The sequence below is a fragment of the Ktedonosporobacter rubrisoli genome (assembly GCF_004208415.1).
In the GTDB taxonomy this organism is placed as follows: domain Bacteria; phylum Chloroflexota; class Ktedonobacteria; order Ktedonobacterales; family Ktedonobacteraceae; genus Ktedonosporobacter; species Ktedonosporobacter rubrisoli.
Map to the genome: position 1 here is coordinate 6103880 of NZ_CP035758.1, position 26793 is coordinate 6130672.

The window sequence follows — 26793 nt, forward strand, 5'->3', positions numbered from 1 at the left end:
CATAAAATTTTGCAACAAGACTACTGAGCGGCAAGGTCGGGAACTAACTTGTTAGCAACTGGACTGCCCAACCCGGTTACAAAATCATAGCCCTGTGTCGCCCGGCACACATCTCCACATGAGCCATTACTCCCACTTGTAATATCATGGAAATCGCTTGCATACTTTGTCCTTGCGATATTATAAATGGCGGTGTCAGCGTTACCAAGCCTGGCCTTATGGATCTGTTTTCCAAGAGCCAGTATGCCCGCAAAGAGCGGAGTTGCCGCGCTTGTGCCACCGACGACAAAATAGCCTTTCTGGCCGCTATAGCCATAGCTGTCATAGATCGAGACGCCAGTATCTGGATCGGCAACCATGGCGACATCCGGCACTCCACGCATACCATGCCGGTTGAATCCCTTTTGATAAGCGGGACGATTCTCGTACATACTGATGCCGCCACTACTCCCATCCCAGGCGCTCTCGCTGACATATGTGCCGTCAGGTTTGGTATTAAGCGTGGTGCCTCCTACCGCAGTCACATACGGCGAAGCGGCCGGATACTGGGTTCCATAGCCATTATCGCCAGAAGCTGCAGTAAAGCTAATGCCTTTATGTGAACCTTCAGCGAGGACTCCATCGACATCGTTCGAGGTCTCCATATCGAACTCGTTGGTGCCAAAGCTCATGGAGACAATATCTGCTCCCTGATTTATATAGGCATCCTTGACGGCCCCAAAGAGGCTGTCAAGCGAGGCATCAACGCCAGCTTCTAGCACGATATAGGCATTAGGAGCCATGACATGGGCCATCTGAAGATCCAGGTTAGTCTCCAGGGCCCAACCCTCATCAACCGAGGACGGTTTGCCGTTTGGATACACTACCTTTAGCTTTGTGCTGGGTAGGCCATAGTCAGAACTATATTTATCTAAATCTGCCTGGGCATTCGGGTTCCCATAGGCTGACACGACGGCTATTGTCACACCATCTCCTTTGTTGCTGAGCTGGCTGACTCCATAGGCTTTCCTGAGCTGAGCGGCTGTGTAACCGCTGGCGCTATCGTTATGCGCGAACTTATGCACCCGAAGATATAAGTGAGCATAGGCGGCGATATGATCCTTCAGGATAGAATCAGTGGTGTGAGCTGAGGCAGGCATCACAGAGCTAAACATGGCGAGCAGGGCAATGAGCCCGATGGCTAACGAGGTTGATACGAGCTTACGCATAAAAAAGGCTTCCCCCATTCTACTTGACAGTACAAACTACAACCTCTATGCGTACCATTACGCTATATATAGTATAATCGGCAAGCAATACAGCAGGGTTTAGTAGCCTAATTTTGCGCAGAAATAATAAAAAGAGACGAGGAGGAGCAGAAAACCTGCAACGCATCCTCGTCTCTCTAGTTTTGCGCAGGGCCGGCCCTATAGGGGAAGCCTGACAACCTGGCGGAGACTGGCCATGAACACTCCTGCCAGCTGGACGCTCCGTTTATGGGCATCCACCTTTAAGGGTGTTCACGGGTTATCCTAGTGCATATTTAAGATCGGAATCTTGGAGACGGTCCAGCGATCATTGGGGCTGGCCACTCTAAACTGAACCATAGAAATGGCATCGGTTGGGCAGCGCACGATACACAGACCACACCTGATACATTTCTCCTCGTCAATGATCATATCAGCGCCACCGCGCCATGTCTCGGTTCCCTGGTGCATCGGATCGCTCTTCACCACGCGGGAAAGGCCTTCCATACTGATGCAGTCATAAGGGCAGATATCCACGCAGCCAGAGCAGAGAATACAGATCGAGGGATCAATCATAATATTCAACTGGCACTGCAGACAGCGGCGAGCCTGAATTACTGCCTCTTCAGGAGAATAGCCGGTCTCGGTCTCACGCGTATTGCTATAGCGGTCCTTCAGCGAGAGCGAAGGAAGCATCTGGTGCGGGATAGACTCATAATTGTCAACCATACCACGGCGATAGTCAGGCAGCTCAACCTCTTCCGCGGGCTCGGGTGGGATATCCTCGCCGCCCAGATAGCGGTTAATGGCCCCGGCTACATCGCGGCCATCGCCGATAGCCGAGATCAGATTACGCGCGCCCTGCGTATAGTCGCCGCCGGCGAAGAGACCGGGATAGCTTGTCATCCAGGTATCCAGGTCGATCAAAGGCACGCCCCATTTGTTGACTTCCAAACCCAGCTCTTCGGCCTGCAGCCAGGAGGTATCGCTATACTGACCAAAGGCCGGAATAACTGTATCCACCTCAATATCAAATTCGGTGCCGGGGATCGCGATCGGACGGCGACGGCCGCCTGCATCGGGATCGCCAAGTTTGTTGCGAATGAAGCGCACGCCGCTGGCATGAATGCCATCTTTCGTCAGAACGGCGGCCTGCGTAACCAGGTACTGGAACTCTACGTGCTCCAGCATGGCCTCATCCACTTCATACTCATCAGAAGGCTGCTCTTCCTTTGAGCGGCGATACATAACATAGACTTTATCGGCGCCAAAGCGAATGGCCGTACGGCAGCAGTCCATAGCGGTGAAGCCAGCACCCAGCACGGCTACGCGCTTGCCAATAAAGGCAGGCTCGCCATAATTCGTCTTCTCTAGCAGCTTGATGCCGTCCTCAACGCCCTTGAGGTCTGCGCCGGGGATCACCTTATTATCGGGGCCGGTCATGGCATTTGGAATATAGCAGCCTGCGGCAATGAAAACAGCATCATACTCTTTCAGGAGATCCGTCATTTGCACGTCGCGCCCAACTCTGACGTTGTACTTGACTTCCACGCCCAGATCTTCCATATATTCGTCGCACTCTTCGCGCGTGACATCGCGGGGCAGACGCCAGACAGGAATACCGTTAACCATGACGCCGCCTGCGGTGGGATACTGCTCATACATCGTTACGGGATAACCCATCTCGCGCAGATCACGCGCACAGGCCAGGCCTGCCGAGCCGGCCCCAATAATCGCGATCTTCTTGTCCCTCGTTACCGGAGGGCGCTCAGCATGATGGCGATACTCGCGGTGATCGGCCGCAGCACGCTTTAACCAACAAATTGCAATTGGCTTACCGTCAATTTTGTTACGGCGGCAGACTGGCTCACAGGGACGCGCGCACGTGCGCCCCAGCACACCGGGGACCACATTTGCCTTACGGTTCAACAGATATGCTTCATCAAAGCGGGCTTGTGAAATCAACCCAATGTAGGTAGCTACATCCGTATGGGCAGGACATCCCACCTGACACGGAATATTTGTTTGATACCAGTCGGGCGTCACTGCCACCGATTGGTATCGAGATTCTAGTTCCTTATCGGGATCAATCATCTCAAGATCCTTTCCTGGCCCTCCATGCTACATTCCAATAAAGCTATCACTAGCATATAGAGCAGGGGAAAATGTACTGGGCTCTCGCCACACAGCCTATCTAACAAAATTAAAATACCCCTCATAGCCTCTTGCTGTATCCTCAAAGCAGATGGAGACAGGCTTCTATGCTCATCTGGCTGCCGCTTCCTGGCTATATGGGCTAGTATTACTTAAACGAGTCCGAAAAGATTAACAGACATGATGTGCAATGTTAGCTAAAGGGGTCCAGAGTCAAAATCTCTGGTGTGGCCTGGGGCATGCCACGAGCTAGCGGATCGCCCCCAGCCTTCCCTATCCCCCCAACCGCCGCAGGCGGAGAAAAACTTTGCACATTACTTAAACTAAGTCTGCAACAGAGATAAATTTTCTTATAGGATTATAGCATAGTTGGAGAAGGGCGAACAAGGCACAGAGCGCCCAGAAGGATATATTAATCAAACTTTAGTATATATTTCGTGCTTTAAATTCACTGTTAGCTTCTCAGAACTCTAAGCCAGCCTGCCTCTGTCCTCTCATAAGAAGATCATGGCTGGCTCTAAACTGCCAATGCGCGGCCATTTACGCTACTCCTCCTCTTTTTTAGGACAAATTTTCGCTAACTGTGCGATATATGTTATTATACTTCTGAAGGGAGTGGATAAAGTCTTAAAGAAGGGAAACATGCTCGAAGACCCATTGGCAACTCCAAAACTCCTGGTTTCAAGTCAAGAGGCTGATTGGGATGAGCTGGCTCTGTTTGCCTATCATGAGCCCAGAAAGCTTGAGGGCTGGATTGATCCGGCGACTCTCGATAGCTCGCTTGTTCTTATCAGGCGCGGCGGCGTACACCTTGAAGAGAAACCGACTGGTGGTCCCTGGGAAGTACACAATCTTTACGAGGGCGAGTGGCTTTTGAAACCAGGAGAGCTACAATCCCGTGAGCTACGCTGGCACTCGCTCTCAAGAGAGCCGCTACATATGCTCTATATCTATTTGCGCCCTACCTTGCTTACCCGTACGGCCCAGGAAATGGCAAAGGGTGATCCCGCTCGCCTTACGCTCATAGGGCACGCTGGCTTTCAGGACCCCTTACTAACCCAGATTGGTCTCGCGCTCTGGCACGAACTTGAACAACCAGCGCCGGCAAAGCTCTATGCCCAAACCGCCGCCCAGATGCTAGCTGTTCATCTGTTACACCACTATACCTCTCACCCCGGCAACCTTCAGGAAGAGACGCAGGGCTTGAACTCCCAGCAGTTGAAACATATACGCGATTTTATTCTTGCTCATCTCAGCCAGGACCTTTCGCTAGAAACGCTCGCGCAGCAGGTTGGCTTCAGCGCCTATCACTTTGCCCGCGTATTTCGCCAAGCGACGGGCGAGAGCCCCCACCAGTTTGTGCTTGGTCAGCGCATCGAGCACGCGAAGAAGTTACTGCGGGAGACTGACATGCCCCTGACGCTTGTGGCGCTAGAGAGCGGCTTTGCTTCTCAGAGCCATTTGAACCAGGCGTTCAAGCGTCGCCTCAACCTCACGCCACGCAGCTATCGCTACGACCAATCGATTCGGGCACATTTTTGATAAATTCGCAAGAACTTGAAAGATGATCTCAATCCTTTCGCGCTATTATGGAGGCACAAATATTGCTCATAGAGAGCCAAAGACCTCCTGAATCGGGTCTACGAAAGGATCTGGAACGATGACGACACAACACACAAAGGCCGAACTCCTGCTGAAATCCCACAAGACTGCTACCGGACTGCTTCTGCCCAACGCCTGGGATTGTGCCAGCGCAAAGCTCTTTGAAGCGGCTGGCTTCTCGGCAATAGGAACTACCAGCGCCGGTATTGCTTTTGCCCAGGGCTACCGCGATGGAGAACAGATCCCGCGCAAGGAAATGCTCGCGGTCATCGCCCGAATTGCCGCGGCAGTACAAATCCCGGTGAGCGCCGACATTGAGGCTGGCTATGGCCCTGCGCCCGCCGACGTGGCAGAAACCATCCATGAGGTGATCAAAGCAGGCGCCGTAGGGGTCAATCTAGAAGATAGCATTGGGATGAGTAGCCTCTACTCCATCCCGCAGCAGACCGAGCGAATTAAGGCGGCGCGCGCAGAGGGCCAAAGAGCTGGTCTGCCTCTGGTCATCAACGCCCGTACCGACACTTATCTTTTCTCCATAGGCGAAGAGGCCACGCGCCTGCAAGACACGCTTGAGCGTGGCAAAGCTTATCTTGAGGCAGGAGCAGACAGCGTTTTTGTCCCCGGCGTTGGCGATCCCGCGCTTATCGAGGAGCTCGTGCGCGGAATCCCTGGACCGCTCAATGTCATGGTCGGGCCGGGCATGCTCTCTGCCCCCAAGCTATTCAAGTTGGGCGTCAAACGTGTTAGCGTTGGCGGTGCTGCTATGATGGCCACAATGGGCCTGATATGGGACATCGCGTGCGAACTGTATGTACAGGGCACATACGAGCAGATGGCCTCACATCCGTATGATTTTAGCGCGGCCTGGAAGCTCTTTACGCCGGCGACGACTGCTTGAGACGATAGAATGAGCTGAGAAACGCTTGGCATTTCACGAAAAGATGTATCAAAGGAAACGTGAGCTAGTAGGAGACAAACATATGGCTTCTATCCGCAAAGAAATTCTGATTCAGGCGGACCCAGAGGACGTGTGGGCGGCGATTCGTGATGTGGGCGCAGTCCACCAGCGCCTCGCTCCCGGCTTCGTCATTGATGCCCACCTCGACGGAGACGCCAGAATAGTAACGTTCGCCAACGGCGCGACGGTTCGCGAGTTGCTTGTCGACATTGACGACCAGGCTCGGCGATTAGCCTATGCAGCGGTCGGTGGGCGAACCAGTCATCACAATGCGTCCATGCAAGTCATAGCTTTGGGGGAAAATCAGAGCCGACTCGTCTGGATCACCGACCTGCTACCAAATGAGGTCGCCCCAGTCATCAGTGAATTGGTCGAGCGAGGTGCAGCTACGATGAAGCAGACGCTGGAAGCTTCAACCGCAAGCAGAGAGACGAGGCGGAAATGAGATCTTTAACGTCCTCATAGAGCGATTCGTGCAAATCACCATGTAAAAAGAGGGAATAAGGCTCCACTCGGACGAGCATGCTCGTCCGAGGAGAGGGAGCACAAGAGCATCAGTCAGGCCGTAGCCAAATCGAGTGAGGTTAATCCAGAGAGTTCGATATTTCTCCCTATCCTTGAAGGCAGGTTTTTTTTGGCGCGAATGGATAAAATCTGACGTATCGCTGATAGAAGACTTCTCGGAGCAGTTATGCACGCTTGCCCACATGTAATGATAAAATAGGGCCATGGTTGCATCACCGATCATAGCCGGGGAGAAGTAACTTGCGCAATCCACTATTTTCTTTCATTGGTCCCATCGGCGAACTGAGCAAGAATACTTCTTATTGCTTTATTCCAGTCAAAGCATGCCTTGCTTTCAAAGGAAAGCCGGCAGTGATAAGATGACAGCCGGAAGGCGCAAAATAACTGTACCGTTAGACATTATTATGCCTCTGGAAAGGCCTGACAAATAAGATATTTGAGAAGGTAGATTACCTCACATCTTGCCAGGGCATAACAGCAGCGAAAGATAGTAAGGAAGATGTTACATGGCTATTCCTGAACCTTCACAAAACGCGCGCATCATCAAGGCGCCGCATGGCAAAGTGCTCACAGCCAAAAGCTGGCTGACAGAGGCACCAATGCGTATGCTGATGAACAATCTAGACCCGGAAGTTGCCGAGAACCCGAACGAACTGATTGTGTATGGTGGTATCGGCAAGGCGGCGCGTAATTGGGAGTGTTACGAGCGCATTATCGAGACGCTAAAAACCCTTGGAGAGGACGAAACCCTCCTCGTGCAATCGGGCAAACCGGTCGGGGTGTTCAGAACCCATGCCGACGCGCCCCGCGTGCTCATCGCCAACTCCAACCTCGTTCCTCACTGGGCCACCTGGGAGCACTTCCGCGAACTCGATCGCAAGGGGCTGATGATGTATGGCCAGATGACTGCTGGATCGTGGATTTATATCGGCAGCCAGGGCATTGTGCAGGGCACGTATGAAACATTTGTGGAAATGGGCCGCCAGCACTTCGGCGGCGATTTGTCAGGAAAATGGATACTGACCGCCGGTCTAGGTGGCATGGGCGGTGCCCAGCCCCTGGCGGCTACCATGGCTGGAGCTTCCATGCTTACTGTTGAATGCGACATTGCACGCATTCAGAAGCGTCTCGATACCGGTTACTGTGACGCAATCGCCAGTACGCTTGATGAGGCGCTCGATCAGATTCGTGAGGCAAACAATCAGGGCCAACCGATCTCCATTGGCCTGCTGGGCAACGCTGCCGATATCTATCCCGAGCTGGTGCGCCGCGGGATAAAGCCCGATATGGTCACCGACCAGACATCCGCCCACGATGTGCTGAATGGCTATATCCCCGCCGGATTAAGCCTGGCTGAGGCGAGTGAGTTGCGCAAGCGCGACCCTGAAGCCTATGTTCAGCGCGCTAAGGCATCGATTGCCCAGCAGGTGCGCGCCATGCTAGAGTTCCACAAGCAGGGTATTCCAGTCATCGATTATGGCAATAACATAAGGCAAATGGCCTATGATGCCGGGGTAAAAGATGCCTTTGCTTATCCTGGCTTTGTGCCAGCTTATATCCGCCCGTTATTCTGCCGGGGTATCGGCCCGTTCCGCTGGGTAGCGCTCTCCGGCGATCCGCAGGATATTTACAAAACCGATGCCAAAGTCAAAGAACTCATCCCCGATAATCCACACCTGCACCGCTGGCTGGATATGGCACAGAAGAAGATCAAGTTCCAGGGGTTGCCCGCGCGCATCTGCTGGGTAGGCTTAGGCGACCGCGCCAGGCTGGGTCTTGCCTTCAATGAAATGGTCGCCAAAGGCGAAGTAAGCGCCCCGATCGTAATTGGCCGCGACCATCTCGATTCCGGCTCTGTGGCCAGCCCCAACCGCGAAACCGAAGCTATGAAAGATGGATCTGATACGGTATCGGATTGGCCGTTGCTCAACGCCCTGCTCAACTGTGCAAGCGGGGCAACCTGGGTAAGTCTGCACCACGGCGGCGGGGTCGGCATGGGCTATTCGCAACATGCGGGCATGGTAATTGTGGCTGACGGCACAGAGGCTGCAGCGAAGCGCCTGGAGCGCGTGCTTACCAACGATCCGGGTACCGGCGTTATGCGCCACGCTGACGCGGGCTACGAAGAGGCCATCGATTGCGCCAGAGAAAAGGGCTTACACTTGCCGATGGTCCTTTAAGCACACACAAGTCATCCTGAAACGTGCAGCAACAGCAGACAGGCTTGTCTACGCGCAAAGCCAGGGCTTCTCAGGCTGCCCGATCTTAAAAAATGCCCGTTATTGAGCCTGAGTTGGCAATAACGGGCTTCTTAAATTCAGGCTGCTACTTGCAAATCGTCTATCTTCCAGACGTTATTCTCATCCTTCTTTAGCGTTACAAGTTCCTGATTGACGCCTTTAGAGTCATGGATGAGTCGCAAACTGGTTACTGAACTGGTATCCGACTCAGACGCGCTCCCATGCACGCACGAAACCACTTTATCGGGAGCCAGGGCATTGGCAAAGTCCATTTCGCTAAACTGGTTCTGCAGGTTCTTTGAGAATTGGTTATAGGCCTGCTGATAATCCTCGTGCTGTAAGGCTGTACAGAACGCGTCAAGGGTTTTTGTAGGCGTAGAGCGATTGGCGTAGGCCAAAATCTGGTAAGTCACGATCGGCGCTATGATCAAAATAGCGACGACAATGCCAGCCGTAATCAAGAACGAGCGGCTCAAGGTGCGCTGTGGTTTTGCAAGAGCCGTACCGCTTGCTGGGGCTGGAGGAGGAACGGCAACTGTATGCTCGATTGCCGCTTGAGCCGCTTGGGCAGCAGGAGCTACCTGCGGGTGAACCTCAGCAGTATTTTGCGCTGGTTGCGTCACTTCAGCTCCTTCATTTGAGGGAACTGGCTTGTTGCGAGGTGTGGATTCGTCGGGTATGTATGGAAGTGACGAAACGTCATCATAGCCCTGCTGATCGTATGAACTATGATTTGGATCTTGCATAGCAGACACCTCCACGCTGGCTGGGATGATATAATCAGTGTACTATAGTATGGATGTAGTCTAACAGACAACCACAGCATTCACAAGGGGCAAAACGCTATTTAACGTAGCACATGCTTTGGGATCTGTTATCTCGCCCTCTTCACATCGAGCACGCGCTCAAGACAGAAAGCGCTTCACCCTCACTCATTGGGGGAAAGATCCACTCTTGCAGGAGTGAGGAGCGCTATATCAAGGAGGAAGATGGTCTATGCGTCTCGCTCTCATCTCTGATATTCATGGAAATCATGTGGCTCTAGAGGCAGTTTTGAGCGCAATCTCACCCCAAAATATCTCTCAGGTGATTTGTCTTGGCGATGTTGCTTCGACAGGCCCGCAACCCTGCGAAGTGATCAAACGACTTCGCGAGCTGGGCTGTCCAGTAGTCATGGGGAACATGGATGCCTGGCTCTTACAGCCTGAGCTCAAAGCACAGCCAGATCTGCGTAGGCAACGCTGGCAAGAGATTGATATGTGGTGTGCAAGGCAGCTCTCATCCGCCGATCGTGCGTATCTAAGCTCGTTTCAATCCGGCATCGTGTATCCTCTGCCCAACGGAAAAACGCTAGTTTGCTATCATGGATCTCCTCGTTCATATAACGAGCGCATCCTGCCCACGACTTCAGAAGAAGAACTGGAGCAGGCATTGGCGGGAGCTCAGGGAACCTTGATGGTTGGAGGGCATACACATGTCCAGATGTTTCGCCGCTTCAGAGATCTCCTGGTCTTCAATCCGGGGAGTGTTGGCTTAGCAATGGATCGCGTCTCTCCTCTATCTGACATTCGCCAGCCGGCCTTTGCTGAATACGCGCTTGTCGAGTGCGACAAAGCCTCTTTGCAGGTGGAGTTACATCGCATCGCCTTCGATCTGCAAGCCTTCATTCAAGCGATGCATGCCTCTGGGATGCCTCATGCAGCCTGGTGGGCCAGCCACTGGCATGAGGCGTAGGAGCAGAAAGCTTGACTCTCAGCGCATAATGGATTAAATGAGAGATAGGCAAGAGAAGAATCTGGTCTTTTCAAAAGAAGGAGTTTGTTTTGCGTATCATCTACATCGACATCGATTCGTGCCGCCCCGACCATCTGAGCTGTTATGGCTATCCCCGCCCAACGTCACCGGTTATCGACTCCCTGGCTCAGCAAGGCGTGCTATTTCGCAATTGCCATACTTCTGACGCGCCATGTTTGCCAAGTCGCGCGGCCCTTTTTTCGGGTCGTTTGGGCATCAACAACGGGGTGACCTGCCATGATGGCCCGGCCAGCCAGTTGCGCTATGCCGGGCGCGGCCACTTCCACGATCCGACGCGCCCTATGTGGATGCGCTATCTGCAGAAAGCTGGCTGGGAGACGGTTTGCTTCTCAGGCTTTGGCCAGCGGCACCTTGCCTGGTGGTTCTTCTCAGGCTTCACACAGAATTTCGGCAATCAGCTGCCTGGCGAGAGTGAGACTGCCGACGAGGTGACCGAGAAGGTCCTGCACTGGCTCCAGCAAAACGGGACTACCGACAATTGGTTTATGCACGTTAACTATTGGGACGTTCATCATCCTTACGAAGCTCCCGAGCGCTATTTCCAGCGTATACGGGATCTGCCTTGCCTGCCCTATCCCAACGCGGAGAGCATCGCCTACGACGTGCAGCACTATTATGGCCCGCGCACGGCACGCGACTGGTGGTATGAAAGTGGCTGGCAGAACGCTCAGGAAGGCCGTAGACGCGCCATGCCTCGTGGCAATCCAGATACCTATGAGAACTATAAGGGTTTTGTGGATGGGCATGATGCAGGGATTGCCTATATCGATGAGAAGCTAGGAACGATTCTTGAAGCTCTGGAAAAGCTCGGGGTCAGGGATGAGACGGCGATTATCGTCGGCTCCGATCATGGCGAATCGATCGGTGAGCTGGGCATGTATTTTGAGCACGGCAATGCCTGCGAGGGCACTACTCATGTGCCGCTGATTATCTACTGGCCCGGCATTACTGATCAAGCCGAGCGCAGCGTGGAAAGTCGCGCCATCGATACGCTGATGTACCAGTTGGATCTGGCGCCCACGATGTTAGATCTGCTGGGCATGGAGCTGCCGACAAATTGGGATGGTATAAGCCTGGCTTCTCAGGTGCGCGGCTCCGTAGGTCCTACGCGCGATCACCTGGTGCTGGGCTGCGGTATTTATAGCTTCCAGCGCGCCGTGCGAACTGAGCGCTATCGGCTCATTCGGACTATCCATTCTGGCCTGTATCCCTACGAGCCCCTATATCTGTTTGACATGCAGAATGATCCTTACCAGACTCAGAATATAGCCACCGAACAGCCAGAAATCGTGGCCCAGCTCGATCATCTACTGCTCGCATGGCTCTGGCAATACACCACAGGTTCCGAGGGCGTACGCGATCCTTTCCAGGAACAGTTGCGCGCCGGCATCACTCCCGATATTTACTGTCCGCGCTGGCGAATTGAGGAGCGCCTGCAGGCTCTAGGCCGCGATGACCAACTTGCCGATCTGCGGGCCCACCGGGATAAGAAACCAGCCCTACGCCCCTGGTAAAGTGCCTGGAAGGCTTCCCGGCTACCTGCTTATGCGTGACAAGCCAGGGCCTTCCTTTTATTCTTAATAAGGAAACAGGGAGCAGAGGGCAAGCACGTTTTGCCCAACTCACAAAAGCTGAGGGATAGGCAAAAATTGTGCTCAAGCCGGGACAGGATTAGCTCAAGGAAGTTTTGCCAGAGCCTGGGCATATTCCTGCGCCATCTGCTCCCCACCCTGACTCTTCCACTCCTGGATGGCCGTATCAAGCGCGCTCAGGGGATCAACACCCTTGACAATGCGCAGCACGCGATCATTGACAAGATTTTCGAGCGTATCGCTCTTTTTCTGCGCGGTCGGCGGCGGGACCACCCTGTCTGTCGGGTTCGCAACGCCGATCTCGAACAGGCGGCGCGTATAATCCTGGAATATAGGCCCTAGCTGCAGATCCGAAGGATAATAGAAGACGCGATTGCCAAAGGCCACATTAGCCAGCGCGCCAATCTCCTTGGAGCCCGTCTGGGTAAGAGCTCGAATGCCATTTGCGTCGGGCTTATTATCCCAATCGTCAACGCCAAGCGAGATATAATTTGCTTCTACGCTAAAAGCCGGAGCCGCCAGGTAATTGAGAATGCGCAAGAGCTCCTTAATCCGATTGGAATCGCTTATAGAGGAAGGAATAGCCGTCATCCCGTTATAGCCCTTGCCCATCCAATACGAGCCCTTGCCGCCATCGGCGCCCGGCGGAATCAAGATCCCCACATCGGCCTTTGGGTTAACCGATTGGAACTTAAACCTTACAGCATCGAGAGCTGTAGATCCATCAACATATGAACCAATCTTGCCAGCTAAGAAAGCCTGCCGCATCTGCAGTCCGGTCGAAGTGAGCGAGTCTGGATAGAAGAGCCCGGCGGCATACATGCGACGCATAAAGTCAACTGCCTGGCGATACTCGTCGGTCTGGATGAAATAAGTCATGCTGCCATTGGCCTCGCGCCGCCATTCGCTGGGCACGCGAAACATGTTCAAAATAAACTGCGACGAGCTTTTAAAGATGCCATCGGCGGCAAAGCCCATGCCCCAGACCTGCTTGCCCTCCGGATTGCTTTTGCTAAAAGTCGTCATCATTTTATAAAAATCATCAGCGCTCTTTGGCTCAGCAATCCCAAGCTTTTTCGCCCAGTCCTTGCGATAGAGCATCATCCCGGAAGCGAAGGTGAACGGGCGTGGCACAGCATAGAGCTTCCCGTTGATAGCAGCATTCTTCCAGAGCAGATCGGGATAGCGCGCAAGATTGGGGTATTCCTTGAGCGCCGCGCCGCTCAGATAGGGGGTCAGATCGTTAAAAGCGCCCTGATCAATGGCCTTATAGAGCGCGTAAGATAGATCTGGCAACAGCAAGAAGAGATCAGGAAACTTGCCGCTGGCCAGAATAGCGCTGGCTTTCTCCTGATAGTTATCCCCTCCCACGGCATGATTGAGATTCCACTTTACATTCAGGCGTTTCTCCAGGCCTTGCCAGAATTTATTCTGCGCGTGGGGAGTCTCGGGAGCGACATAGCTGATCGAGAAGACATTGACGGTACCCCCCATTCCCGGCACGGCCGTAACCGACTGATAAGGCGGGAGCGGAGCAGTAAAGGCATCCGGCACATTGGGAGCTGGCGAGGGAAAATAGGTCTTGCCCACGGAAGCCTGAGCCGTCGCCGTTACAGCGGAGGGCGCCACACCCTCTTTGGGTAAAGGCGTAGTGCTGGCCATCAGATTCTCATTTGTGCCTCCACAGGCGACCAGCAGCGCGCTGCCGGCTGTCAGAGCCGAAACCCGCATAAATTGTCGCCGATTATAGCGACCCTTTAGGGTCGATAGACCTGCGTCAAAAAGCTCTCCATTCATAAGAAACTCCTTTATAAGAGATCATTAAGCCTGCTTAGCCCTTAACCGATCCCGTTAACACGCCTTTAGTAAAATGCTTCTGCAGGAATGGATAAACCAGCAAAATTGGCAGCGTAGCCAGTACAACAACGGCCATCTGCACAGTAATATCGGGCGGTGGTGGCACGCCTGGCATGTTCACGCCTGTGACATCCTGGCCCTGCAACACAAGCATGCGCAAAACAACCGAGACCGGGTACAATTGCGGATTGTTTATATAGATAGTTGCGTCGAAGAAACTATTCCAGTTGGCGACGGCGTAGAAGAGGGAGATCGCAGCCAGAGGAGCTTTAGAGAGTGGCAAAACCACACGCCACAAGATCTGCAGATCGTTGGCTCCATCCAGGCGCGCGCTATCTATCAGTTCTTCGGGCAAGCCCATAAAGAACTGACGGAGCACTATCAGATTAAAGGGCCCGATAGCGCTTGGGATAATCAAGGCCCACAGTGTATCGAGCATACCAAGCTGCTTAACTACCAGGTAGCGGGTAATAAAGCTTGGCGTGATGAGCATGGTGAGCAGGACCAGCCAGAGCACGAACTTGCCGCCCGGCACGCCCTTACGGCTCAGGGCATAGGCCATCGTCGTGGTAAGGAACATGCTGACTGCGGTTCCCACCACGGCCACAAAGATACTCACTTCTAAGCCCTGCACAACGCCGCTTCCCTGCAACACCCAGCGATAGGCTTCAAGGGTCGGATGCGCAGGAAAGATCACTAGATTGCCGCCCACAACATCTCTATAGCTCGAAAAGCTGACGGCCAGCACGTAAACCAGAGGAAAAAGCATAATCAGCGCCAGGATGAACATAATCACCCACAGCGTCGTTTGACCCAGTTTGCCGGGTCGATCCCAGGATACCATCAGTATAGCCCCTCCTCGCCAAACTTTTTGGCAGCGCGATTGGCCAGAAAGATCAAAAGCGCGCCTATCAGGGTTTTCACCATGGCCGCCGCAGTTGAGACGCCCCAATCTCCATTCACGATGCCACGATCATAGACAAAGGTCTCAATGATATCGGCGGCATCCAGACCGACCGCGTGGCGCTGCAAGAAAATCTGCTCGAAGCCGACGCTGAGAATATCGCCGATGCGCAGAATTAAGAGCAGAATGATGATATTGCGGATACCAGGTAAGGTAATATGCCATAGACGGCGCCAGCGGCCAGCCCCGTCAACGGCCGCCGCTTCGTAGAGGCTCATATCGATGGCGGTGATTGCGGCCATAAAGATAATCGTACTCCAGCCTGTTTCCTTCCACATCACCTGCAAAACTACCAGTGGCTTGAAAAATGCCGCATTGGCCATAATGTTGACAGGCTGGCCACCCAGGCCTACTATAAAGTGACTAAGAAAGCCATCGCCGCCAAATATCTGCTGCCAGATGCTAATAATTATTACCCAGCCCAGAAAGTGGGGTAGATACACGATGCTCTGCATGGCGCGTTTAAAACGCTCGCTGATCAGGGCATTAAGCATAAGCGAGAGCACAATTCCGGCCGGGAAGGCAAATATAATCTGCAGCACACTGATGATGAGCGTATTTCTAATCACAACGCCGACCTCGGGATCAGCGAAGAGCTCAACAAAATTGCTCAGGCCCACCCACTGACTACGTAAAAAGCCGAGATAGGGCGAATAATCCTGGAAGGCAATGATATTTCCCAACAGGGGAACATAGTAGAAGATCACGAAATAGAGGAGGCCCGGCAGTAGCAAGGCATAGGTCCAGCGATATTGCCGGATGCGCCTTAGCGCTTTGTAGCGCCGTTTTGTCGTAGCACCAGAGACAGGCTTGCTGGCTATCCTCTCTCCGGCGCTGCTTTCGGGTGTCAGCGAGATGGACTGATCAGCCTCGGGAGCCTGAATCTCCTCAGCCATAAGCGCTTCTCCTTCCTTTGACTACTTCATTGCTTGCCAGCGCCGTATAGGTTGGATCTTGCAAGTAATGAAGATACAGCAAAATTATCCTTATAAACTCTACAATTTCCTGCTCTATCAGCTCCTTCTATGCCTTGTGCTTTGTCAAGCGACGTTTGACAAGTGCGCCCCCTTGACCATTCCACTGCTTCACGCATCACGTCAACCTTGACAAACTTCTAGCCCTTAAAGGTTAAAAGGTAGAGATAAATACAATAGCATGATTTAATTCTATAGATAGATGAGCTCTATTTTTTACAGAAAATATACCATCTCGCTTTGTATGAAACAAGTTTTGGCCATTTAGATTAATAGCCCATACTGCCTGTGTCTCAGAGAAGATAGTGCGTAGCCGACAATTTCTTTTCTCGCCGTAGAAGCGAGATAAGTTCATTGTTTCAGAGCAAGTTTCTGGAGCGAGCAACCTCACGCGCTTCGCGGCGGTTGGCTACGTTAAGTTTACGGTAGATGCTGCGCACCTGCGTTTTGATAGTGTTGATCGAAACGATAAGCTCGCGCGCAATTTCGGCATAGGGAAGTTCGGCCGCCAGCAAACGCAGAACGCGCAGTTCCTGGGGAGAAAGCGCTTCAAGCTGAGAAATCGTCGAAGATGGAGCGGGGGCAGGGGCCGGGCGCTGCAAGGTAAAGGCCTGAAAAATGCTTCGTCCATAGCTGAGCAAGGCCTTTTCGCGTATTGTGGGGAGCGCGCTGCGTAGGAGCCCTTCCATGGGCTCACCTTCATCAAGAAAGAGACGCAAGTAACCCTCGACAGACGCCGGCAAGAGCACTGAGCGCAACAGGCGCCTGGACTCCTGCGTCTGCTTGCACCGCTCATTGATCAGGGCCATAAGTAACTGGATCTCTAAGGCGCTGTACATACGTCCCGCCTCCTGAGCTGCCACGAGTAAACGCTGGAGGAGCGCCAGAGCTTCAGCAAATTTACCCTGGGCCAGCCAGAGACGGGCCAGCAGCAGCTCTTCTCGCTCGCGCAGAGGCTGTAACCCATTCTCGACAGGCACCTCAGCAAGCTCCTGAGACCGGGCAAGCTCGGCGTAAGAAAGGGCCTGCATCTCATGCTGTTTAGCAAGAGCTTGCAAACTGCGCTGCATCGCGGCAAGGTCAGCTTGAGCAAGCTGGAAGCGGGCCTGACAGACCAGGGCTTCTTGATAAAGCAGGGGGTCGCGCTGCGGCAACAGGCGCGCAAGCAAAGAGGCGAGCTTTTGCTGGGCCAGCGCATGCTGTCCCTGCGCGTGCACTATGCGCACATACCAGAGCTCTGCTTGCAGTTGCAAGGTTTCGTCGTGCTGCGGCAAAGCAAGAGAAGCAACCTCATGAATCAGGTTGCCGGCCTCCTCCAGAGCATTCCATTCATAGGAGAGCTGGGCCAGCCCCAACAGGGCAAAGCCACGATCAAACGGATCGCTGATCTCCACGGCCTCAGCGAGAACCTGGCGATAATATTCGGCAGCCAGGTGCAAAGCGCCCTGCCTGTAGTAGATGATAGCCAGGGTTAAGGTATTGCTGCGCAACGCGTGACGAACCCCTATACGTTCCCATACTTCACGCAGCTCAATAAACATCTGTCGAGCAGTATCCAGCTGGCCGCCGAGCAAAGCCTCTCTTCCCAGCACGCTCATACATATGCCTCGCCAGCCAACTTCTTTATCAGGCAAGCAGGCCAGGGCTCGTCGAGCATACCAGGAAGCTTGCGCCGGCTCCCGCCGCCAATCGGCCACATTCGTGCGAAAAGCCAGCAATGCGCCCAGGCAGGCTGTATTGCCGTCCGCTTGCCAGATCCTTTCCGCCTGCTGCAAAAGCTCTTCGATCTGCCCCAGTTCTGCAGGCGAAGGCTGATAGGGCGCGCAAGCCCAGGCCAGGGCCCTGGCATAACCCAGGCACAACACAGGCCGCTCCTGCAGAACTTCGTGCGGGATACGCGCCAGCCAGCGCAGCAAAGTGCGAACCTCTTGCACTATAGCGCCATAAAAGAGCTGCCCGCTGATCAGCTTCTCAATCAGTTCAGCCGCGCGCTCCATCCGTTGCGCGCTGAAGGCGGCCTCAACAGCCTCTATCAGCAGCTCATGCTCCTCATACCACACGCTGGCCTTGTAGAAAAGCGCGTGCACGGCCTCTGTTCCCAGACGCTGGTATGCCTCGACACTCATGGCTTCGGCAAAGAGCGCATGATAGCGATACCACTTGCCCGCTTCATCCAGGCGTTCCAGAAACAGGCCGGCATGTAGCAAGGCATCCAGAAGTAGCTCGCTATTCTGCTGGCCAGTTAAAGCGACGCACAGCGAGCCGCACAGGCGGCTCAAGATACTCGTTTGCAAGAGAAAGCTTTGCAGTTCTTCCGTCTGAGCCTGCAAAACCTCAGTCACAAAGTAATCCTGAACAGGCCGCTGGCTGCCAACAATAGTAACGAGGGCGTGCTCTAACGCCTGCCGTTTTGTATGACGCTGGAGAGCCAGAGAGACCAGGCGCAAACCAGCCGCCCAACCTTCCAGGCGCGCTAAGAGCTGCTCAATATCTGCCTCAGAAAGCTGAAAGGCCAGCGCGCGCTGCAAGAAACCTGTCGCCTCCTGCGTGGAAAAGCGCAAATCAGCTGTGCGCAGCTCAAGCAGTTCGCCATTAGCGCGCAGGCGGGCCAGCGGCAATGCGGGATCGCCGCGACCGATCAAGCAGAGATGCAAGCTAGCCGGCAAATGCTCAAGCCAGAAGCTTAACATCCTGTAGATCTCTGGCTCAGCAATCATATGATAATCGTCAAGCATGAGCAGACCAGACCGCTCACTGCGCGTGGCTAGATTGAGAAAGGTGGTCAAGGCCATCTCTACTGAAGAAGGTCTGAAAGGTGGCAAGCCTGGCGAGCTCAGCAGTGTAAGCGCGGCCAGGCTCGCTTCAGGCTGAAAGGCCTGGCAGGCCGTGAAGATGTAACGCCAGAAACGGGCAGGATCGTTATCTGTAGCATCGAGCGAGACCCAGGCCAGCGGGGGCAAGGCTTGCACCGCAGCGCGCTCAGCTATCCACTGACGCACCAGCGTCGTTTTCCCAAAGCCCGCCGGCGCCGAGAGCAGCGTCATTTTACGCGCTAAACCCTCGTCGAGCAGCGCATAAAGGCGCTCACGCACAACCAGAGAAGTCGGCAGATGGGGAAGGCTTAACTTTGCCTCAAGCAGGGGCGTTTGCTCTATTAGCGGGGACTGGGGGCCTGGCTGAGATACTATACCTCCGGAGAATTGTACCTTTGCTGAATCTTGTGCCTCCATAGCTTGAGAGGATAGCCCGGCGATTGTCCTTGCCATTTCTTCAAGAAGCTCTATGCTCAGCTCTACGCTCCGACCTGCATAGCGCTTGACAACGCGCTTTCCCTGGCGTTGATAGGCGTACCAATATCCTTCTGTCTTGCTCTTCCTGGCTTCTTTGAGCAGATTTAGATGCATGCCGTCTCGGCTATGAAAAGCAAAAGCCGTATGAGTGTTCAGCCAGTTCAGCCAGGCCGGATCTCCCGCAGCCAGCAAGAGAAGAAGCTCACCATCCTGTTGGTGTAGCTCATAGATCTCGTGTATAGCAGACCACATCAAAGCATAGCGAGCAGTTTTCGGCATAATTTCCTTTCGCAGATACGTGCCATGTTCCCCAAAGCCTATCAGGGGTGATTATAGTATAGTGTACAAAGCCTGGCAAGTGTTCCCCAAAATCTAGCTATCACGCGTCTCCACTTGCTTTTTCGCCCGTGGCACGTTAGGATAGCAGAAGAATGTATCAACAGTTTCTAAGATCTGAGCTAAGAGGGCAAAAGGGGTTTTACAGGCGGTTTCATAACCTCCCACTACATTTAGACGTATAGAATTTGACAGATATTTTACAAATCTACCCCAAGGAGCTCCTGTGGAACAAAGTTCATCACAGCATGATGACACGACTGTTATCAACACCAGCAGGTTAACCAAAGTCTACGGGAATCTGGTTGCCGTCAACGACTTGCATATCCAGGTCATGCGCGGTGACGTATTCGGATTTTTGGGCCCTAACGGTGCAGGTAAGACAACAACCATTCGCATGCTGCTCGGGCTTATCCGTCCGACAGCCGGACGCGCCATTCTCTTTGGTATGGATAATTCCTATCAATTAGCAGATATTTTACAGCGTGTAGGCGCTATCGTAGAGACGCCTGTCTTCTATCCCTACCTCTCTGGCCTTGATAATCTGCGGGTTATCGCAGCAAGTTCCGGTATGATGTCGGGCAAATCCAATAATCGCCGTCTGGCCGAAGTACTGGAGATCGCCGAGATACGCAATTATGAGAAGCTGCCCTATCGCAAATATTCGCTGGGCATGAAGCAGCGCCTGGGCATTGCTGCCGCGTTGCTTACCGATCCAGAACTTGTGCTCTTAGATGAGCCAACCAACGGCCTTGATCCAGCCGGGATGATTGAGATTCGCCGCCTCATCCAGCGGCTCTCAGAACTTGGCAAAACTATCTTTCTCTCCAGCCATATTCTCTATGAGGTACAGCAGGTTTGCAACCGCGTGGCCTTCATGCAGAAAGGCAACCTGATCAAGCAGGGCAAGGTCAACGACCTGCTGCGAGACAGCGAGCGAATAGAAGTGCGTATGGAAGATGAGGAGAAGACGCAAGAAGCACTGGGCATTTTGCGGCAGGCCCACGAGCAAGGGGCCGACTGGCTTAACAACATCAGTCTCGATAGCAACCGAGAAGGCAAATCTATCTTGATCATAGACACGCCGGTAGCCCATTCGGCCGAGATCAACGCTCTACTGGCGCGCAATGAGCTTTTTGCCAGCGAGATTCATCCCTATGAGGGCAGCCTGGAAAATCTTTTCCTGGAACTCACAGCGCTCTCCACGCCAGCCGGTCCTCATGTCGGCATGGAGGCGCTTGCGGATAAGGTTGCCCTGCCTAACGAAGAAGTACCGGAGATCCCGGCTAGTGGAAAGCGAGGCCGAAGGTGAGCAGCGTATCACAGACGCCAGGAAAGAAGATTCCTTCTCCAATTCGCCGGCGCGACACTGTAGTGATGGGGCGACGCGACTTCTTCAGCGAAGTAATTCGCTTGATGGGAGTAGAGCTTTATAAGCTGCGCCGACGCGCCATGTCCAAGGTCCTCAGCATTTCAGGCTTGATCATCACGCTGATCGCCTTTGGTCTATACGCCGCAATCTCCATTTCGGCAAGTTCTAGCCCGGCCAGCCACTTCTTGCCAGCCACCTGCACTCAGGCCAGCCAGGCAGCAGGGCCGTGCCTCAATCACACACCGACCCCGCTAGAGGCTGAGCAGGCCAAGCAAACTATGTTAAAGACGCTCTCCGAGCCGCTACGCATCCCGGGCTCCTTAGGTACCGTGGGCATGATCACCAGCACGATAGGTCTTATCCTTATCATTATTCTAGCCGGTACCATTGTCGGAGGCGAGTACAACGTAGGGACGATTCGCCTTATGTTCACGCGCGGTCCCACGCGCACCCAGTTCTTTCTTGCCAAGCTTGGCGCCATCCTGGTCTGTCTTATCCTTGGCATCTTTATCGTTACCCTGCTAAGCATCGCCATGGGCATCATCAGCAACATCCTTATGGGGGTCGCGATCGATCTCAAGTTCTTGACGGTCTCGTGGGTGCTCCATGCTATCCTCTATATGCTTACCATCATGTTTGGCCTTTTCATATATGCGATGCTTGCGCTATGCTTATCGACGCTGGGACGTACAACCGCGGCTGGGGTAGCCGGCGCGCTCGTCTGGTGGGTCGTCGAAAACGCCCTGGGCGGCATTATCACGCTGGTTGGCCCACGCGTGCAAGGAGCTCTTGGCAGATTTTTGCAGGCTATCCCTGCCTATTTCCTTAATAGTAATATAGAGGCGTTATCGCAAAACCAGGACCACTATCTTTTTGGCAATCAGCCCAGTTCCTTGACTGATCTGCACGCAATAGTGATCCTGGCAGTCTATCTTATTCTGTTCATAGGCCTGTCCTGGTGGGTCAATGAACGCCGAGACGTAACAAACTGATGTTAGAAACAGAGCCAATTAAAGCATATGCGTACGAGCTGGGTTTTGACACGGTACGCATCACCACCGCCGAAGAGTTTGCGGAGGCCAGGCAAATTATCCAGGAGCGCATAGGGCGCGGCCTTATGGATGGCATGTCCTGGTTTACCGCCGAGCGTGCCGAGGTATCTTCGCGCCCCAAAGCGCTCCTGCCCGAAGCCCAATCTATTATCGCCCTGGGTATGGTCTATCTCACCGAGCAGCCAGACGACGGGGAGCCGCAGGATCTACCGCGCGGGCGTATCTCGCGCTACGCCTGGGGCGATGACTATCACGATACTATTAAGCCCAAATTGCAACAATTTGCCGGCTGGCTGCGCGAGTATGCGCGGGCAGAAATGGGCGAGCAGCTTGAGACGCGGCTCTTTGTTGATACGGGCCGCATGGTTGATCGGGCAGTGGCTCAGCGAGCCGGTCTGGGCTGGTATGGCAAGAATACCAACATCCTGACCAGAGGCTGGGGTTCCTGGCTCTTTCTTGCCGAGATTGTCACCAATCTTTCCTTACGCCCCGATACGCCTATTAAGGCTAACTGTGGCAGCTGCGAGATCTGCTTACATGCCTGCCCAACGGCGGCCCTGCCTAATCCTTACGAGCTGGATAGTACGCGCTGCATCTCTTACCTGACCATTGAGCTACGGGGCAGCATCCCTCTTGAGCTGCGCCCCCTGATGGGCAATCTTATCTTCGGCTGCGACATCTGCCAGGAAGTTTGCCCCGTCAATAAAGTTGCCGAGAAACGCCTTGGCCTGCGGACGGAGACCGGGAAGACGCAATTTATTGCGCTAGAGGGCATTGGAAAAAATAGCAAGGAGCCTGCGCACTCTTTTCGGCCGCATCCTGAGCTGCGACCCCGCTCCGGCGTGGGTAGCAGCCCCGAGCTTATCCCTTTGCTCTCTCTAACTGAGGAACAATTTCGTGAGCGCTTCCGACGCAGCCCAATCAAGCGGACCAAGCGACGCGGGCTCTTACGCAATGTCTGCGTCGCGCTTGGCAACATTGGCGATCCCAGGGCGATTCCTGCCTTGATCGGAGCATTACACGATCAGGAGCCGCTTGTACGCGGCCACGCAGCCTGGGCGCTAGGACGTCTGGGAGGCGAGGAAGCTATACACGCGCTACAGAGTGCCTTAGCAAGCGAAGAAGAGGCTGAGGTGCAGCAAGAGATACGCTGTGCCCTTGCTTCCACCACAACATCGCCTGTAGGGGAAGCGTGAGGTTGTCAGTGAGCGAGCTGGCGGCTATGCCCAGACCGGCGAGGTTACGCAGAAGGCAGCGTTTTCGAGAAATGGTGCTTTGTGATGGCGAAGCGCTGCCGTAGATAAAAGCGATGCGCATCAAAGCGCTGCACGCCGCTATCTAGATCGACCATCGTACATTCGGCAACGCGTGCGCGCTTCTCTAGCTCTTCCAGGAGCAAGCGTCCGTAGCCCCGTGAACGCGTATCGGAGAGCGTTACCAGATCCTCGATATGTAATTTGCGCGTCCACTGTAAGGTGGCCATGATACGCCAGCCCGCCACCGCCATGCAGCGCCCCTCATCATACAGGGCCGTCAGGCGCAAACCTTGTGGATAGCCCTCGGCATAAATAGTGTGGAGATCCTCTAAAGAAACGCCATCCAGATCTTCAAGCAAGGGGTGCACATCTGGTAAACGTTTATCACCTGGAACGAGATCTATAATCTCCATGTCTTTCTGCTTTCCTTTGAAGATCGATATGAGGACAAAACACAGCTGACTGTGAGAGAGAAAATAGCGAACCAAAAAGCAAAACACCATCAGGAGCGTGTCCATGATGGTGATTACCAACTGAAAAAGAGATTACCTGAATTTTGCTGAGCCATGCATAAGCGATGCAGGGATGCTTCTTTAGTAAGTGAAGCAAGCCGTACGATCATTAGGGCTGTTCAGCTGCGCCTGTTACCAGGCGTGCACCCACAGTCTATCTACCAGGTCGTCTTCCTGGGATCTTAACTCTCTCGAAAGAGAGTGGGAGAACTTGTCTTGCGGTCGGCTTCGCGCTTAGATGCTTTCAGCGCTTATCCCTTCTTGACGTAGCTACCCAGCTCTGGCCCGGGCAGGCCAACTGGCGCACCAGCGGTCAAGCCATCTCGGTCCTCTCGTACTGAAGATGACTCCCCTCAATTCTCCTACGCCCACGACGGATAGAGACCGAACTGTCTCGCGACGTTCTGAACCCAGCTCGCGTGCCGCTTTCATGGGCGAACAGCCCAACCCTTGGGACCTACTCCAGCCCCAGGATGCGACGAGCCGACATCGAGGTGCCAAACCTTGCCGTCGATGTGAACTCTTGGGCAAGATAAGCCTGTTATCCCCGGGGTAGCTTTTATCCGTTGAGCCACATTCCTTCCACTCGGGAATGTGGGATCACTAAGCCCGACTTTCGTCCCTGCTCGGCGCGTCTGCCTCGCAGTCAAGCTCCCTTCTGCCTTTACACTCTTACGGGTGATGTCCATCCACCCTGAGGGAACCTTTGGGCGCCTCCGTTACTCTTTGGGAGGCGACCGCCCCAGTCAAACTACCCATCTGGCCCTGTCTGCCTGCCAGCTCATGGCCAGGCATGAGATACAACACACCAGGAGAGTGGTATTTCACTTGTGCCTCCCTCACCCCCACAAGGATGAGTTCTCTAGCTCCCACCTATCCTACGCACCTACCGCACCGTATCCAGGCCAAACTGTAGTAAAGCTCCACGGGGTCTTTTTGTCCTGTCGTGGGTAACCCGTATCTTCACGGGTACTTCAATTTCGCCGAGTCCTCTGTTGAGACAGTGCCCAACTCGTTACTCCTTTCGTGCGGGTCGGAACTTACCCGACAAGGAATTTCGCTACCTTAGGACCGTTATAGTTACGGCCGCCGTTCACCGGGGCTTAGATTCGCGGCTACGCTCACCGCTCCTCGTAACCTTCCGGCACTGGGCAGGAGTCAGCCCCTATACTTCCGCTTTCGCGTTCGCAGAGACCTGTGTTTTTGGTAAACAGTCGGTTGGGCCAATTTCTTGCAACCTCTTCACCCCCCGAAGGGAAGTTACCAAGGCACCCCTTCTTCCAAAGGTACGGGGTCAATTTGCCGAGTTCCTTAACAGAGGGTCGCTCGTTCACCTTGGGGGATTTCCCCCTGCCTACCTGTGTCGGTTTGCGGTACGGGCGGAGTTGGCTCTGGCGAGAGGCTTTTCTTGGCAGCCTGGGGGCCGATGACTTCCGCGCTCTTGCGAGCGCTCGGTCCAGTCGTCATGCTGGTGAAGCTGGGATTTGCCTCAGCTTCGCACTTCGTGCTGGACGCCTCTCCTGTCCATTCGAGAGGTTCACCTTCCCTACTGCGTCCCCCCATTGCTCGTAGCGAGCAACTCCGGTGCAGGAATCTCCACCTGCTTTCCATCGCCTACGACGTGATGTCCTCGGCTTAGGGCCCGACTCACCCTGGGACGATTGACGGTGCCCAGGAACCCTCAGGCGTTCGGTGTCGCTGGTTGTCACAGCGATGACGCTACTCATTCCGGCATTCTCACTTGTGTGTCCTCCACCAGTCCTTACGATCTGGCTTCTCTGGGCCACACAACGCTCCCCTACCATAGTTCTCTACAGAACTATTCACAGCTTCGGTCTACTGCTTGAGCCTCGATACGTTGTCGGTGCCACTCCACTCGACCAGTGAGCTATTACGCACTCTTTCAATGATGGCTGCTTCTAAGCCAACATCCTGGCTGTTTGGGCGGGATGACCCCCTTTAACACTGAGCAGTAAGTTTGAGACCTTAGCTGGTGATCTGGGCTGTTTCCCTTTTGACGACGAAGCTTAGCCCCCGCCGTCTCACTCACGTGGCTTCCTGTCCTGGCATTCGCAGTTTGAGTGGGGTTGGTAACCAGCACTTGGCCCCTAGCCCATCCAGTGCTCTACCTCCAGGATAGTTATGGTCCCTTGCGGGACTCCCACGTGGCTGTACCTCAATACATTTCGGGGAGAACCAGCTATCTCCGTGTTCGTTTGGCATTTCACCCCTACCCACAAGTCATCCCCCAGTTTTGCAACACTGGTGGGTGCGAGCCTCGACGAAGTTTCACCTTCGCTTCACTCTGCTCATGGGTAGCTCACACGGTTTCGGGTCGCATCGCCGCCACACCTACGCCTGCTTCAGACTCGGTTGCCCTCTGGCTCCCCTCCTTTAGCGGAGGTTAACCTGCGACGACGATGCACTCGCCGGATCATTCTACAAAAGGCACGCCATCAGCCCTTAGTTCCCCACGGGAACAGTGGCCTCTGGCTGCTGGTGAGTACGTGGTTTCAGGGTCTCTTTCATCCCCCTCTCGGGGTGCTTTTCACCTTTCCCTCACGGTACTTGTTCGCTATCGGTTGCTAAAGGTATTGAGCCTTGGAGGGTGGTCCCCCCAGCTTCCCACAAGATTGCACGTGTCTCGTGGTACTCAGGATCCCAGCCAGTGTTCCGCGCTTGCCTCTACGGGACTCTCACCCGCTCTGGTGGAACGTTCCAGTTCCTTCGAGTCAGCTTGGTTCACCTTACGCCGGTCCTACAACCCCGGTGGCACCGAAGTGTCACTGGTTTGGGCTCCTCCCGGTTCGCTCGCCACTACTACGGGAATCTCGGTTGATTTCTTTTCGTCAAGCTACTGAGATGTTTCAGTTCGCCTGCTGCCCTCCGCCCTGCCTATGTGTTCAGCAGGGGGTATCCAGACATCACTCTGGATGGGTTGCCCCATTCGGATACTCAGGGCTCTTCGCTTGTGTGCAGCTCCCCCTGAACGTTTCGCCGGTCTCCGCGTCCTTCATCGGCCTTTAGCACCAAGGCATCCACCTCGTACTCTGTCGAGCTTGATTCTG

At 54.2% G+C, this 26793-nt stretch carries 17 protein-coding genes and 1 rRNA gene; 9 read left to right on the forward strand and 9 right to left on the reverse strand.

What is annotated here, in order from left to right; translation table 11 throughout:
- Window positions 1-20: 20 nt before the first annotated feature.
- Both EPA93_RS26490 and EPA93_RS26495 read right to left on the reverse strand, forming a co-directional pair.
- Entirely contained in the window at window positions 21-1208 is a 1188-nt protein-coding gene (locus EPA93_RS26490) for a S53 family peptidase (protein ID WP_165423406.1), read from the reverse strand.
- Between the two features lie 303 nt (window positions 1209-1511).
- Window positions 1512-3320, reverse strand: a complete 1809-nt coding sequence (locus EPA93_RS26495) for an FAD-dependent oxidoreductase (protein ID WP_129890399.1) — start codon at window positions 3318-3320, stop codon at window positions 1512-1514.
- A gap of 702 nt (window positions 3321-4022) precedes the next feature.
- Here EPA93_RS26495 and EPA93_RS26500 point away from each other — a divergent pair.
- The 4 genes from EPA93_RS26500 (at window position 4023) to hutU (ending at window position 8645) form a co-directional block, all read left to right on the forward strand.
- Window positions 4023-4922, forward strand: coding sequence for a helix-turn-helix domain-containing protein (locus tag EPA93_RS26500; RefSeq protein ID WP_165423407.1), 900 nt, complete (start codon window positions 4023-4025; stop codon window positions 4920-4922).
- Window positions 4923-5040: 118 nt separating this feature from the next.
- Complete coding sequence (locus EPA93_RS26505) at window positions 5041-5880, forward strand: isocitrate lyase/PEP mutase family protein (RefSeq protein ID WP_129890401.1); 840 nt, start codon at window positions 5041-5043, stop codon at window positions 5878-5880.
- A gap of 25 nt (window positions 5881-5905) precedes the next feature.
- Window positions 5906-6385, forward strand: coding sequence for an SRPBCC family protein (locus EPA93_RS26510; RefSeq protein WP_207229214.1), 480 nt, complete (start codon window positions 5906-5908; stop codon window positions 6383-6385).
- 586 nt (window positions 6386-6971) lie between these two features.
- Window positions 6972-8645 (forward strand): urocanate hydratase, encoded by a 1674-nt coding sequence (gene hutU, locus EPA93_RS26515; protein WP_129890402.1) that lies wholly within the window; start codon window positions 6972-6974, stop codon window positions 8643-8645.
- 137 nt (window positions 8646-8782) lie between these two features.
- On the opposite strand, the gene EPA93_RS26520 is transcribed toward hutU, so the two are convergent.
- Entirely contained in the window at window positions 8783-9451 is a 669-nt protein-coding gene (locus tag EPA93_RS26520; protein WP_129890403.1) for a hypothetical protein, read from the reverse strand.
- A gap of 250 nt (window positions 9452-9701) precedes the next feature.
- Here EPA93_RS26520 and EPA93_RS26525 point away from each other — a divergent pair, with 250 nt between their 5' ends.
- Both EPA93_RS26525 and EPA93_RS26530 read left to right on the forward strand, forming a co-directional pair.
- Entirely contained in the window at window positions 9702-10439 is a 738-nt protein-coding gene (locus EPA93_RS26525) for a metallophosphoesterase family protein (protein ID WP_129890404.1), read from the forward strand.
- 89 nt (window positions 10440-10528) lie between these two features.
- Window positions 10529-12034, forward strand: a complete 1506-nt coding sequence (locus EPA93_RS26530; protein WP_165423408.1) for a sulfatase family protein — start codon at window positions 10529-10531, stop codon at window positions 12032-12034.
- A gap of 162 nt (window positions 12035-12196) precedes the next feature.
- Here EPA93_RS26530 and EPA93_RS26535 read toward each other — a convergent pair whose 3' ends face one another.
- From EPA93_RS26535 to EPA93_RS26550, 4 genes are all read right to left on the reverse strand, one after another.
- A complete protein-coding gene (locus EPA93_RS26535; protein WP_129890406.1) occupies window positions 12197-13909 on the reverse strand; it encodes an extracellular solute-binding protein in 1713 nt (570 codons plus the stop codon).
- Window positions 13910-13943: 34 nt separating this feature from the next.
- The gene (locus EPA93_RS26540; protein ID WP_129890407.1) at window positions 13944-14813 is read right to left on the reverse strand and encodes a carbohydrate ABC transporter permease; all 870 of its coding nucleotides are present in this window, start codon (window positions 14811-14813) and stop codon (window positions 13944-13946) included.
- Window positions 14813-15829 (reverse strand): ABC transporter permease, encoded by a 1017-nt coding sequence (locus EPA93_RS26545; RefSeq protein ID WP_129890408.1) that lies wholly within the window; start codon window positions 15827-15829, stop codon window positions 14813-14815. The genes EPA93_RS26540 and EPA93_RS26545 overlap by 1 nt, the downstream gene beginning before the upstream one ends.
- Window positions 15830-16266: 437 nt before the next feature.
- A complete protein-coding gene (locus EPA93_RS26550; protein WP_129890409.1) occupies window positions 16267-19476 on the reverse strand; it encodes a winged helix-turn-helix domain-containing protein in 3210 nt (1069 codons plus the stop codon).
- A 283-nt stretch (window positions 19477-19759) separates the two neighbouring features.
- On the opposite strand from EPA93_RS26550, the gene EPA93_RS26555 reads away from it, so the two are divergent.
- The 3 genes from EPA93_RS26555 to queG are packed head-to-tail and all read left to right on the forward strand — an operon-like array spanning window position 19760 to window position 23153.
- Complete coding sequence (locus tag EPA93_RS26555; protein ID WP_242527144.1) at window positions 19760-20845, forward strand: ABC transporter ATP-binding protein; 1086 nt, start codon at window positions 19760-19762, stop codon at window positions 20843-20845.
- Window positions 20842-21897 carry an ABC transporter permease gene (locus tag EPA93_RS26560; RefSeq protein ID WP_129890410.1) on the forward strand — a complete coding sequence of 352 codons (1056 nt, stop codon included), beginning with the start codon at window positions 20842-20844 and terminating at the stop codon, window positions 21895-21897. The genes EPA93_RS26555 and EPA93_RS26560 overlap by 4 nt, the downstream gene beginning before the upstream one ends.
- On the forward strand, window positions 21897-23153 hold the full coding sequence (gene queG / locus EPA93_RS26565; protein WP_129890411.1) for a tRNA epoxyqueuosine(34) reductase QueG: 1257 nt from the start codon (window positions 21897-21899) through the stop codon (window positions 23151-23153). The genes EPA93_RS26560 and queG overlap by 1 nt, the downstream gene beginning before the upstream one ends.
- 44 nt (window positions 23154-23197) lie before the next feature.
- Here the strand turns inward: queG and EPA93_RS26570 are convergent, their stop codons facing one another.
- Both EPA93_RS26570 and EPA93_RS26575 read right to left on the reverse strand, forming a co-directional pair.
- Window positions 23198-23626 carry a GNAT family N-acetyltransferase gene (locus tag EPA93_RS26570; protein ID WP_129890412.1) on the reverse strand — a complete coding sequence of 143 codons (429 nt, stop codon included), beginning with the start codon at window positions 23624-23626 and terminating at the stop codon, window positions 23198-23200.
- A 188-nt stretch (window positions 23627-23814) separates the two neighbouring features.
- A 23S ribosomal RNA gene (locus tag EPA93_RS26575) occupies window positions 23815-26790 on the reverse strand.
- Window positions 26791-26793 lie beyond the last annotated feature (3 nt).